General features: G+C 74.2%; 13 protein-coding genes. 2 read left to right on the forward strand and 11 right to left on the reverse strand.

Going from position 1 to position 11,228, the window contains the following annotated elements:
* Positions 1 to 8: 8 nt before the first annotated feature.
* From MPTA5024_RS09340 to uraD, 5 genes are read right to left on the reverse strand one after another with little or no spacing between them, the layout of a single operon-like run.
* Positions 9 to 500, reverse strand: coding sequence for a (2Fe-2S)-binding protein (locus MPTA5024_RS09340; protein ID WP_036321593.1), 492 nt, complete (start codon positions 498 to 500; stop codon positions 9 to 11).
* Positions 497 to 1,360, reverse strand: a complete 864-nt coding sequence (locus tag MPTA5024_RS09345) for an FAD binding domain-containing protein (protein ID WP_036321596.1) — start codon at positions 1,358 to 1,360, stop codon at positions 497 to 499. Before MPTA5024_RS09345 ends, MPTA5024_RS09340 begins: the two co-directional genes overlap by 4 nt.
* A 2-nt stretch (positions 1,361 to 1,362) precedes the next feature.
* Positions 1,363 to 2,247 (reverse strand): factor-independent urate hydroxylase, encoded by an 885-nt coding sequence (gene pucL / locus MPTA5024_RS09350; protein ID WP_036321599.1) that lies wholly within the window; start codon positions 2,245 to 2,247, stop codon positions 1,363 to 1,365.
* Between the two features lie 2 nt (positions 2,248 to 2,249).
* Positions 2,250 to 2,597, reverse strand: a complete 348-nt coding sequence (gene uraH / locus MPTA5024_RS09355; RefSeq protein WP_036321601.1) for a hydroxyisourate hydrolase — start codon at positions 2,595 to 2,597, stop codon at positions 2,250 to 2,252.
* Positions 2,594 to 3,067 carry a 2-oxo-4-hydroxy-4-carboxy-5-ureidoimidazoline decarboxylase gene (gene uraD / locus MPTA5024_RS09360; RefSeq protein ID WP_036321604.1) on the reverse strand — a complete coding sequence of 158 codons (474 nt, stop codon included), beginning with the start codon at positions 3,065 to 3,067 and terminating at the stop codon, positions 2,594 to 2,596. The genes uraH and uraD overlap by 4 nt, the downstream gene beginning before the upstream one ends.
* A gap of 124 nt (positions 3,068 to 3,191) precedes the next feature.
* Between uraD and MPTA5024_RS09365 the strand changes: the two genes are divergently transcribed.
* Positions 3,192 to 4,031, forward strand: a complete 840-nt coding sequence (locus MPTA5024_RS09365; protein WP_036321607.1) for a deoxyribonuclease IV — start codon at positions 3,192 to 3,194, stop codon at positions 4,029 to 4,031.
* 621 nt (positions 4,032 to 4,652) lie between these two features.
* Here the strand turns inward: MPTA5024_RS09365 and MPTA5024_RS09370 are convergent.
* From MPTA5024_RS09370 to MPTA5024_RS09380, 3 genes are all read right to left on the reverse strand, one after another.
* Positions 4,653 to 5,390, reverse strand: coding sequence for a LytR/AlgR family response regulator transcription factor (locus MPTA5024_RS09370; protein WP_036323807.1), 738 nt, complete (start codon positions 5,388 to 5,390; stop codon positions 4,653 to 4,655).
* Positions 5,391 to 5,467: 77 nt separating this feature from the next.
* Entirely contained in the window at positions 5,468 to 6,589 is a 1,122-nt protein-coding gene (locus MPTA5024_RS09375) for a sensor histidine kinase (RefSeq protein WP_036321609.1), read from the reverse strand.
* A 27-nt stretch (positions 6,590 to 6,616) separates the two neighbouring features.
* Complete coding sequence (locus MPTA5024_RS09380) at positions 6,617 to 7,228, reverse strand: sulfite oxidase-like oxidoreductase (RefSeq protein WP_036321612.1); 612 nt, start codon at positions 7,226 to 7,228, stop codon at positions 6,617 to 6,619.
* 257 nt (positions 7,229 to 7,485) lie between these two features.
* Here MPTA5024_RS09380 and aroF point away from each other — a divergent pair, with 257 nt between their 5' ends.
* Entirely contained in the window at positions 7,486 to 8,526 is a 1,041-nt protein-coding gene (aroF, locus tag MPTA5024_RS09385) for a 3-deoxy-7-phosphoheptulonate synthase (RefSeq protein ID WP_036321615.1), read from the forward strand.
* Positions 8,527 to 8,617: 91 nt separating this feature from the next.
* Here aroF and thiI read toward each other — a convergent pair whose 3' ends face one another.
* The 3 genes from thiI to MPTA5024_RS09400 form a co-directional block, all read right to left on the reverse strand.
* Positions 8,618 to 9,814 (reverse strand): tRNA uracil 4-sulfurtransferase ThiI, encoded by a 1,197-nt coding sequence (thiI, locus tag MPTA5024_RS09390; protein ID WP_036321617.1) that lies wholly within the window; start codon positions 9,812 to 9,814, stop codon positions 8,618 to 8,620.
* 276 nt (positions 9,815 to 10,090) lie between these two features.
* Positions 10,091 to 10,729: a response regulator gene (locus tag MPTA5024_RS09395; RefSeq protein WP_036323808.1), complete on the reverse strand. Its 639-nt coding sequence runs from the start codon at positions 10,727 to 10,729 to the stop codon at positions 10,091 to 10,093.
* Positions 10,730 to 10,803: 74 nt separating this feature from the next.
* Positions 10,804 to 11,228 (reverse strand): sensor histidine kinase (locus MPTA5024_RS09400; protein ID WP_232326328.1); only part of this gene is annotated, 425 nt, incomplete at its 5' end.

Consider the following 11,228-nt stretch of genomic DNA (forward strand, 5'->3'; position numbering starts at 1 on the left):
TTCCCCGTTCACGCCGACTGCCCGGGGGACGAGGCGGCCGTGCGGGCGGCGGCCAGGCGCACAGCGTCGAGGATCTTCTCGTATCCGGTGCAGCGGCAGAGGTTGCCCGCGAGGGCCTCGCGGATCTCGGCGTCGCCCGGGACCCCGTCCGCAGCGGCGATCAGCGCGTGCGCCTGGACGACGAGGCCCGGCGTGCAGAACCCGCACTGCACGGCCCCCGCCTCCACGAACGCCCGCTGCACCTCGTCGAGGTCGTCCCCGGACGCCAGGCCCTCGACCGTGACGACCTCCCGGCCCTCGGCCTGCCCGGCCGCGACGAGACAGGCGCACACCGGGGTGCCGTCCAGGTAGACCGTGCAGGAGCCGCACTCGCCCTGCTCGCAGGCGTTCTTCGCGCCGGGCAGGCCGAGCCGCTCCCGCAGGACGTAGAGCAGGCTCTCCCCCTCCCAGACGTCGTCGGCCGCGGCCGGGCGGCCGTTGACCGTGAGGCTCACCCTCATGCCGCTGCCCTCCCCGTGTAGTCGTTCCAGGCCCAGCCGAGCGTCCGGCGGGCCATGACGGCCAGGGCGTGCAGGCGGTAGTCCGCCCGGCCCCGGACGTCGTCGATGGGCGACGCGGCCCCGGCCACGAGCTCGCCGAAGCGGCGGGCGAGGCCGGGGTCGAGCGGCCCGCGGCCCTCCCAGTCGAGCCCTCCGGCCAGCAGCTCCTCGGCCTCGGCGGCCCGCCGGGGCGTGGGCGCGGCCGAGCCGATGCCGGTCCCCGCCCGCCGCTCCCCCGGGTGCAGCGCGACCGCGAACGAGCACACCGCGATCACCATCGCGTTCCTCGTGCCGATCTTGGAGAAGTACTGCGGGCCGGCGGCGACGGGGACGCGCACCGCGCGGATCAGCTCGTCGGGGGCCAGCGCGTTGCGCTTCACACCGGTGTAGAACGCGTCGATCGGGATCGTGCGCGTGCCGCGGACCGACGCCGCCTCGACGACGGCGCCGGAGGCGAGCAGCGGCGGGTGGCTGTCCCCGGCCGGGCTGGCCGCCCCGAGGTTGCCGGCGACGGTGCCGCGGTTGCGGATCTGCGGCGAGCCCACGGTGCGGGACGCCTGCGCCAGCCCCGGCAGCTCGGCCCCCAGCTCGGCGATCAGCCGCGCGTACGTGAGCCCGGCGCCGAGGCGCACCTCGCCGCCCTCCCGGGTCCAGCCGTCCAGGCCGGCCACGGCGGTGAGGTCGAGCAGCGCGGCGGGCCGCCCCTTGTCGAGGTTGATCTCCACCATGACGTCGGTGCCGCCCTGGATGGGCGTCGCGTCGGGCCGCTCGGCCTTGAACGCGAGCGCCTCGTCCCAGGTGCGGGGGCGGAGGAAGTCCATGGTCACTCCCAGGCCGGTCCGGCGTCGGGCGCGTCCTCGCGCAGCACGGTCCCCTCGATGAGCCCGTACGGCCGGTCGGCGGCGAAGTAGACCTCGCCGTCGTTGTCGAGGCCGAAGGGCGTCAGGTCCACCACGAAGTGGTGCTTGTTGGGCAGCGAGAGCCGCACCTCGCAGACGCCGGGACAGTCCCCGAGCACCCGGCTGCCCATGGCGTACAGGGTCTGCTGCAGCGAGAGGCTGTAGGTCTCGGCGAAGGCGGCGAGCAGGGCCTGCCTGGCCCTGTCGTACGCCTTGTCCCAGTCGCCCGAGGGCCACGCCTCGGACGGGCCGGCGGGGGCGGCGTGCCGCCAGGACACGTTGACGGCGGTGGCGAGCATGCGGTCGCGGGTCTCGGGCAGCGTCGTGTACTCGTCCTTGATGTAGCCCCAGAACTCCGAGTTCGTGGTGTTGAGCACCACGAGGTCGCGCAGCCCGGAGACCACGTGCGCCCGTTCGCCGTCGTAGTGGGCGACGCACGTGCGCACCTCCCCTCCCGCGCGGACGAACGAGTGCCCGGACGCGCCGTTGCGCTCCCAGGCGTACTCCTCGATCGCCACCCTGGCGTGGCGGACGGTGGGCTGGGAGTCCGCGAAGTGGCGGGCGAGCAGCAGCGCGAAGTCCTCGATCGCCCCGATCCCGTGCCGTTTGGCCAGCGCGTAGACCGCGTTCTTCTGACTGTCGGTGGGGAGCACCGCGGAGTTGTCGCCGCTGAGGTGGACCTCGTCCATGTCCCCGGACAGCGCCGTGCTGACGTTGAGGTCCTTCACGCGATGGGCGTCCCCGTGCCGGGTGACGCGGACGATCCTGGTCTCGGCCTTGCCGTATCTGTTGGGTCCGAGGACGACCACTGCTAGCTCCCCCGGTAGGTCGAGTAGGCGAACGGGCTCAGCAACAGGGGCACGTGGTGGTGCTCCCCCGCCGCGCGGACGGTGAAGACGACGCTGACCTCGGGGAAGAACGCCTCGTCCCCGAGGTAGCCGGCGGTGTCGAAGACGAGCCGGTAGGTGCCCGGGCGCGGGTCCTCCTCCGCGATCCACTCCCGGCCCAGCGGCGTCCAGGCGCGGATGCGGCCGTCGTCGTCGGTGCGTCCCTCGGCCACCGGCACGAAGCCGTGCGCGGCCCGGCGCGACAGGCGGACGAACACGTCCGGGGCGGGCCGTCCCGCCGCGGTGTCCAGCACGTGCGTCGACAGGCTCACCGGCCCTCCCACAGCTTGGCCAGGCGCAGCGCCACGATCTTCGCGAGCTCCTCGCGGACGACCCCGCGCTCGGTCTCGTCGTCGTTGTCCAGCCGGGCGCGAAGCAGCGCGAGCATCTCCCCGGCGCCGCGCCCGGTGGCGCACACGAGGTAGACGTGGCCGAACCGCGCCTCGTAGGCGGCGTTGCCCTCGCGGATCGCGTCGAGGACGGCGGTGCCGGCCCCGGCGGCGCCGGACTGCTCCGACCGCGACCAGGCGCCCTCCCTGCCGCCGCCCGCCGGCCGCTCGCCGATGCGGGGGTGCGCCGCAAGGGCCTCCTCCACGTCGGCCCAGCCGAGCCCCGCGAGCGCCGTCCGCCCCGCGTCCAGCAGCGCGCCGAGGTCCGGGTACGGCCCCCGCGCGGCCACCGCGTCCGCCCAGGCGGCGGACGCGCAGCAGGCGCGCAGGTCCTCCCGGCCGAGTTCTCGCATGCCCGCCAGTCAACCCCCGGCCGTACGGCGAGGTCTATCAGCGCGAGGTCCGAACCGCGCGCGTCCGGCGCCGCGCCGGTTTGTACGTTGGCACAAAGGGCGGCCAACTACTCTGGAGGTCACCATGACTCCTTCCACTCTCGTCGGCGGCCACGTGTTCGTCGCGGGCGGCCTGGCCAAGGGCGGCCTGAAGTACGCCGGGGACATCGGCGCCGAGGTGATCCAGGTCTTCGTGACCAACCCGCGGGGCTGGGCGCTCAGCGCGGGCGACCCGTCCGAGGACGCGAAGCTGCGGGAGTCGGGCGTGCCGGTCTTCCTGCACGCCCCTTATCTGGTGAACTTCGGGTCGCCCACGGCGGCCACGCTGGACAACTCGGTGGCCGTCGTCCGCCACACGCTACGGCGCGGCGTGGAGACCGGGGCGCGCGGGGTCGTCGTCCACACCGGCTCGGCCGTGAGCCAGCCCCGGGAGGACGCGCTGCGTCAGGTGCGGGAGCACGTGCTGCCGCTGCTCGACGAGCTTCCCGGCGACGGGCCCGACCTGCTGCTGGAGCCGATGGCCGGGCAGGGCCAGATGCTGTGCGCGACCGTCCAGGACCTCGGCCCGTACCTGGAGGCGCTGGAGGGTCATCCGAAGGTCGGCGTGTGCCTGGACACCTGCCACGCCTTCTCCGCCGGGCACGACCTCGCGTCGCCGGAGGGTGTGCGGGAGACGTTCGACGCGCTGGGCGAGCTCGCGCCGGGCCGGCTGAAGCTGATCCACGCCAACGACTCGAAGGACGCGTGCGGCTCGAAGAAGGACCGGCACGAGAACATCGGCTCCGGCCACATCGGCGCCCAGGCGTTCGGCGAGATCATGCGGCACCCGGTCGCGGCCGGGGTGCCGGTCTGCATCGAGACGCCCGGCAAGGTGGAGGCCCACCGCCAGGACATCGAGACCCTCAAGAAGCTGCGCGGCGCCTGAGGCCGGCGCCCGGGTCACCCGGACCGCCTGGGACGCCGGGGGTCCGCGGCGATCCGGCGCCCCCGTTCGGCCGGATCGCTCCGCGGACTCCCCCGTCACGCGGGGCGGGGCCCTTCCCCCCCGAGAGGGCCCCGCCCCGGTAACCCTGAGGTGAGACTGTGCTCACCTTCGAGGCTACCCCGCGTGTCTTTCGACGGGCCAAACACTACGAGGAGTAATCGCGGGGGCGGATGGGGCTTCGGACGAGCGGTCCCTAGTTAGCGCCATGCGGACCGCTCCGGCGCGACGAGCGGAGCGTGGACGCCGACGAACGGTCGCCCGGGGGGCACACCGGCCCGCGGGGGCGGTTCCCGCGGGCGGTCCGGGCGCGCCGCACGCCCGTCCGGCGGCGGGCATCCGGCCCGTCCTGTGATCACGAAGAGTGACCACCCGGCGCCTCGTACGGCTCCTGGGCGGCCGTCGCCTCCCGCCCGCCCCGAGGAGCCGGTCCGGCCCTTCCGTCGCCGCAGCGGCGCGTACAGCGTGCGCCACGGGTCCCGTGGCATGACGCGGCGAACCGCCGGCCGCCGGATCGCCCGCAGGCGCGCGGGTTCAAGGCGGGAAGGGGGCCCGGAACGGGGGTCAGGCGCCCGGGGCGCGGAACTGGCGCACCAGCTGCTCGCGCACCTGCCGGGTGTGCCGGCGGCTCACCGGCAGCGTCTCGGTCCCGACCTGGAGGACGACGCGACCGGCGTCGAACCTGAGCTCGCTCACGTGGCGGGCGTTCACGAGCGTGCTGCGGTGTGCGCGGATGAAGCCCGAGCCGCCCCAGCGGCGCTCCAGCGCGGCCAGGGACATCCGCACGAGGTAGGCGGCGTCGACCGTGTGCAGCCGGACGTAGTCGCCCTGGGCCTCGGCGTACCGGACGTCCTGCTGGGCCACGAACTTCGTGCGGCCCCCCAGCTCGACCGGGATGACGTCCTCGTCCTCCTCGGCGGGGGCGGGGGCGACGGCCGCGGAGAGCCTGCGCACGGCCTCGGCGAGGCGTTCGGGACGGACGGGCTTGAGCAGGTAGTCGACCGCCTCCAGCTCGAACGCCTGGACCGCGCAGTCGTGCGCGCTGACGAAGACGAGCCGGGGCGGCGCGGGGAAGCCGCCGATGAGCCGGGCGAGGTCGAGCCCGTCGAGCCCGGGCATCCGGATGTCGAGGAACACCCCGTCGAGCCGCTCGCCGTCGGCGATCATCTGCACCATGTCGTGCAGGGCGGCCCCGCCGTCCGAGGCCGTGCCGACATGCTCGACGCGGGAGTCCTGCCGCAGCAGATAGGCGAGCTCGGACAGGGCGGGGACCTCGTCGTCGACGGCAAGGACGCGCAGCATGGTCACCACCGTGCCGCGCGTCCCCCCGGCGGCGCAAGAGCCAGGCCCACGAAGAGTGCCCGATCAGGCACCGACGGTCACATGGGATCGGGCTCGGGACGGACCTTCGGCACGCGGAGGCGGATCCGGGTGCCCTTGCCCGGCGCGGTCTCCACGGCGAGCCCGTAGGCCTGCCCGTACAGGTGGCGCATCCGCATGTCGACGTTGCTCAGCCCGATCCCCGCCTTGGGCTCCTCGCCCAGGACGGCCCTGAGGTGATCGGGGTCCATGCCGATCCCGTCGTCCTCGACCGAGATGTGCGCCTCGGGCCCGGCGTCCTGGATGACCACCCGCACCTCTCCCGGCATGCCGTGCTTGATCGCGTTCTCGACCAGCGGCTGCAGGCACAGGAACGGCACGTTCACCCGCAGGACCTCCGGCGCGACCTGCACGGTGAACCGCAGCCGGTCGCCGAACCGCGCCCGCTCCAGCAGCAGGTAGCGGTCGACGCAGCTCAGCTCGTCGGCCAGGGTCGTGAAGTCGCGGGCCCTGCGCAGGGCGTAGCGGGTGTAGTCGGCGAAGTCGAGCAGCAGCTCGCGGGCCCGCTCGGGGTCGGTCCGGACGAACGACGCGATCGTGGTGAGCGAGTTGTAGACGAAGTGGGGGGAGATCTGCGCCCGCAGGGCCCGCGTCTCCGCCTCCAGGGTGCGCCTGCGGGAGGAGTCCAGCTCGGCGAGCTCCAGCTGCCCGGAGACCCAGCGGCCCACCTCGGCCGCCGTCCGCACCCGGGACGCGCTGACCTCCGGGTCGTACGCCGCGAGCGTGCCGACGACGCGGCCGTCGACGGTCAGCGGGACGATCACGCCGCCGGGCTCGCCGGCCACGAGGTGGGTCCGGCCGCCCGACATCACGGGCCGCACCTGGCCGAGGAGGGCCTCCTCCCCCGGGAGTCCGTCGCCGTCCCGGGCCAGGACCCGGTCGGCGGAGGTGACGGCCAGCCCGGACGTGCCGAGCAGCGTCCGCAGGTGCCGGACGGCCCGGCGGGCGGAGTCCCTGGTCAGGCCCGCACGCAGGGAGGGCGCGGCGAGACCCGCGATGTGCAGGGCGAGGTAGGTCGTCTCACCCGGCGGCGCGCCCCGGCAGGGCCGCGTCCGGCGGGCCAGCGCGTACCCCAGGGCTCCGCAGAGCCCGCAGAGCGTCACCCATACGGCTGCAGACACGCCGGAAACCGTAGCCGCTGCGCGGCCTCACGGCGGGCCGTCGCCGGGGTCCTCCTGATATGAGTAGCGCTGCTCCTTCCAGGGGTCGGCGACGTTGTGGTAGCCGCGCTCCTCCCAGAAGCCGCGCCGGTCCTCCAGCATGTACTCCACGCCGCGGACCCACTTCACGCTCTTCCACGCGTACAGGTGGGGGACGACGAGCCGGAGGGGGTGGCCGCGCTCGGGCGACAGCGGCTTGTCGTCGAGGTGCGTGGCGAACAGCGTCGTGGGCCGGTCGAAGTCGCCGATCCGCAGGTTGGCGCTGTAGCCGTACTCGGCGTAGATCATGACGTGCCGCACGCCGGGGGCGGGCGGGACCCGGTCGAGCAGCGCCGCGGCCGGCACGCCCTCCCATTCGTTGCCCATGATGGAGAACTTGGTGACGCAGTGGAAGTCGGCGACGACGGTGCTGCGGGGCAGCCCGGAGAACTCCTCCCACCCGAACTCCTCGTCCCGCCCGGAGGCGGTGGCGCCGAACACCTGGAACCGCCAGGTCTGGGGGCGGAACGCCGGCACCCTGCCGTAATGGATGATGGGCCGTCCTCGCGGGATGTACTGCCCGGGGGGCAGGCGGTTCTCCTCCTCAGGAATCTCCGGCACGCCGCCATCCTGCCACCCGCCGCGCGGCCGGCACTCACCGGTACCCGGAGCCGGTGGTGCCCGCGATGCGCTATATTTCGGACCATGCGCACCGCGTACGTGTTTTGGTATGGCGACGGACCCGTGAGGACCGTTCGCCTCCACGCGCTGCGCTGACAGCCACGGCGAACGAAGGCCCCGGGTCCACACGGACCCGGGGCCTTCGTCGTTTCCGGGGCCGGCCGCCGGCGGGGCGGCCGGCCAGCGAAGGAGTTGACATGGTCATCGTCATGGCCCCGGAGGCCACGCAGGACGACGTCGAGGCGATCGTCGACCTCGTCGCGACGGCGGGCGGGGAGGCGTTCGCCAGCCGCGGCGTGAGCCGCACGATCATCGGACTGATCGGCGACGTGGAGCAGTTCGCCGCGCTCAACCTGCGCGGCATGCGCGGGGTGGCGGACGTGGTGCGCGTGTCGACGCCGTACAAGCTCGTGAGCCGGGACAACCATCCCGAGCGGTCCACGGTGACGGTGCGCGGGGTGCCGATCGGGCCGGACACGGTGACGCTGATCGCCGGGCCGTGCGCCGTCGAGACGCCCCGGCAGACGCTGGAGGCGGCCGAGATGGCGAAGGCCGCCGGGGCCACCCTGCTGCGGGGCGGCGCCTACAAGCCGCGCACCTCGCCGTACGCGTTCCAGGGGCTGGGCGAGGAGGGGCTGCGCATCCTCGCGGACGTGCGCGAGCAGACCGGGCTGCCGGTCGTGACCGAGGTGGTGGACGCCCACGACGTGGCGCTCGTCGCGTCGTACGCCGACATGCTCCAGGTGGGCACCCGCAACGCGCAGAACTTCGCGCTGCTGCAGGCCGTCGGCGCCGCGGGCAAGCCGGTCATGCTCAAGCGCGGCATGACCGCCACGATCGAGGAGTGGCTGATGGCGGCCGAGTACATCGCGCAGCGCGGCAACCTCGACATCGTCCTGTGCGAGCGCGGCATCCGGACCTACGAGACCGCCACCAGGAACACGCTGGACATCTCCGCCGTGCCGGTCGCGCAGCGGCTGTCGCATCTCCCGGTGATCGTCGACCCCTCGCACTCCGGCGGCCGGCGGGACCTGGTCCTCCCGCTGAGCCGGGCGGCGGTCGCCGCCGGCGCCGACGGCGTGATCGTCGACGTGCACCCCAACCCGGAGCAGGCCCTGTGCGACGGGCCGCAGGCGCTCGTGGACGGCGACCTCGAGGCGCTGGCCGCCGTCATGCGGGACTTCCCTCCGCTGCTCGGCCGCACGCTCACCCGGCCCGCCCCGGCCGCCCTAGCCTGATCGCGCCGTACGGCCCGGGGTCCGGCCCGGACTCGGCACGGTTCGGCACGGTTCGGCACGGCCGCGCGTGCGTCGCGCGGCTGTGCCGGGATCAGGCGTCGAGCTTGTACGGGCGGATCGAGTCGGCGAGCTGGGCCGCCAGGTCCTCCGCGTCGAGCCGCCGTTCGATCTGCTTGAGGTCCTCGATCTTCGCGCGGGTCTCGGCCGACCGGGGGGCGAGGAGCGTGCAGCAGTCCTCGTCCGGGAGCTCGGAGATCTCCAGCGTGCCGATCCGGCGGGCCTCGGCGATGATCTCGGTCTTGTCCAGGCCGATCAGCGGGCGCAGGACCGGCAGGTCCACGGCGTGGTCCTGCGCGGTGATGTTGGTGAGCGTCTGGGACGACACCTGGCCCAGCGAGTCGCCGGTGACGAGCGCCTCGGCGTGGATCCGGTGCGCGACCTCCTCGGCGGTCTTCAGCATGAGCCGCCGCTGGGCGATGACCGCGAGCCGGTCCTGGCCGGAGTTCCTGATCGACTGCTGGGCCTTGCCGAACGGCACGACCCACAGCCGCGACTTGCCCTGGAACCGGTCGAGGTTGCGGACCAGCGCGTACGCCTTGTAGATCGACTCGGAGGTGGTGTACGGGATGCCGGAGAAGTGGAGGAAGTCGACGCGCAGGCCGCGCCGCATCATCCGGTAGGCCGCGACCGGGGAGTCGATGCCGCCCGACAGCAGGGCCAGCGCCCGGCCGCTCGACCCGACCGGCAGCCCGCCCTGGCCCGGCCGCCCGCCGGTGAACAGGAACGCCTCGTCCTTGTCGATCTCGATGTTCACGGTCAGCTCGGGACGGCTGAGGTCGACCGGCAGGCCGTAGGTGTCGTTGATGGCGCCGCCCACGAGGCGGTCGAGCTCGTTCGAGCGCAGGGGGAAGCGCTTGTCCCTGCGCCGCGACCGGACCGCGAAGCGGGCCCCGCGGGCCACCTCCGGGGTGTCCTTGACGAGCTCGACGGCGGCCTTGGTGATCGTCTCCGGGTCCTTGGGCACCCGCCACGCCAGGTGGACCAGCACCAGGCCCGGCACGTCGGCCACCCGCGCGGCGATCACCTCGGCCTCGTCGACCGTGGTGCCCGCGGGCAGGAACAGGGCGATCACGCCGTGCCGCTGGCGGATGTCGACCCGGTGGTCCTTGAGCGCGCTCTTGATGTTGGCCCGCAGCCGCATCTCGAAGACCTCGCGGTTCCTGCCCTTCAGGACCACCTCGCCTAACTTGAGCAGCACGCAGGGCTCGCCGAGGGCGGTCATGGTCATCGGTGGAACCTCCGGAAGCGGACACGGGGCTGCGTCGCGCGGCTGGGCCGCCGCGTCGCCGCGCCACCACGAACAGAACGCGCGGGCGCGGCGCGAACTTCCCCACTGTAGTCCCGCCGCCGCCGTCCCGGCGCTGCGGTCCCGCCGCCGCCGTCCCCCCGCCGCTGTCCTCCCGCGGCCGTCCCGCCGCTGCGGTCGCGCCGCCGTTCCACCGCCGCGGTTCCGCCTCTGCGGTCCCGCGCCTGGACGGGAAGGCGCTCGCCTCCGCCCTCGTCGTCAGTCGAGCTCGGCGAGGCCGTTCTCGATCGCGTACCGCACCAGCTCGACCCGGTTGTGCAGCTGGAGTTTGCTCAGCGTGTTCTGCACGTGGTTCTGGACAGTCCGGTGCGACAGCACGAGCCGCTCGGCGATCTGACGGTAGGTCAGTCCCTTGGCGACCATCCGCAGCACCTCCGTCTCCCGCTCGGTCAGGCGCGGCCCGTCGCCGGGAGCCTCCGGCGTCCGCTGGGCGAGCCTGCGGTACTCCCCCAGCACGAGACCGGCCAGGCCCGGCGTGAAGACCGCGTCGCCCTCGGCCGTCCGCCGTACGGCGTCGAGGAACTCCTCGCGGCTCGCCGACTTGACCAGGTAACCGGAGGCGCCGGCCTTGACCGCCTCCAGCACGTCGTCCTCCTCGGCGCTGGCGGACAACACGAGGACGCGCGGCGGGCTGCCGGACGCGCCCAGTCCCCGGGCCACCTCGACCCCGGCCAGGTCGGGCAGCCGCAGGTCCAGCACGACGACGTCCGGGCGCACGGCGGCGGCGATCCTGAGGGCCTGCCGGCCCTCGCCGGTGGTCGCCACCACGTCGTACCCGGCGTCCGCGAGGTCCCGGGCGACCCCGTCCCGCCACATCGGGTGGTCGTCCACCACCATCACCCGCACGCCGCCGACGTCCCCGGGGGCACCCACCGGCTCCCGGTCCGATCCGCCCGCCGCCTCGTGGCCGCTCATCGCGCCCTCCTCCCGGCCGCCGGTCCCGGGACCGGCACGGCCATCTCGACCTCCGTGCCGGTGCCCGACGAGGTGATCGTCACCGTGCCGCCGAGCTCGGCCACCCTCCCCCTGATCGACCGGGCCACGCCCATCCGGCCGACGGCCGCGGCCTCCTCCAGCCGCCCTTCGGGGATGCCCGGGCCGTCGTCGCGCACCGTCACGATCACCCTCCCGTCGTCCTCCTCCACGAGGATCCACGCCCGCGCCCCGTCCGGGCAGTGCCGGGCCACGTTGTCGAGGGCCGCGCCGACGGCCGCCCGGACCTCCCCCGCCGTCCCCGGAGGCAGCGGCAGCGGCGTCGCGGGGACGGAGAGGGTGACCCGGGCGCCGCCGTACGGCCGGAGCAGCTCGCGCAGGTCGACGGGCGGCTCGGGCGCGC

Origin of the sequence: Microbispora sp. ATCC PTA-5024, assembly GCF_000511135.2 — a bacterium.
GTDB lineage: Bacteria > Actinomycetota > Actinomycetes > Streptosporangiales > Streptosporangiaceae > Microbispora > Microbispora corallina.

Coding starts and splice junctions, on each gene's coding strand:
- MPTA5024_RS09340 (WP_036321593.1), bottom strand. CDS start 500: ATGAGGGTGAGCCTCACGGTCAACGGCCGCCCGGCCGCGGCCGACGAC.
- MPTA5024_RS09345 (WP_036321596.1), bottom strand. CDS start 1,360: ATGGACTTCCTCCGCCCCCGCACCTGGGACGAGGCGCTCGCGTTCAAG.
- uraD (WP_036321604.1), bottom strand. CDS start 3,067: ATGCGAGAACTCGGCCGGGAGGACCTGCGCGCCTGCTGCGCGTCCGCC.
- MPTA5024_RS09365 (WP_036321607.1), top strand. CDS start 3,192: ATGACTCCTTCCACTCTCGTCGGCGGCCACGTGTTCGTCGCGGGCGGC.
- MPTA5024_RS09370 (WP_036323807.1), bottom strand. CDS start 5,390: ATGCTGCGCGTCCTTGCCGTCGACGACGAGGTCCCCGCCCTGTCCGAG.
- aroF (WP_036321615.1), top strand. CDS start 7,486: ATGGTCATCGTCATGGCCCCGGAGGCCACGCAGGACGACGTCGAGGCG.
- thiI (WP_036321617.1), bottom strand. CDS start 9,814: ATGACCATGACCGCCCTCGGCGAGCCCTGCGTGCTGCTCAAGTTAGGC.
- MPTA5024_RS09395 (WP_036323808.1), bottom strand. CDS start 10,729: ATGGTGGTGGACGACCACCCGATGTGGCGGGACGGGGTCGCCCGGGAC.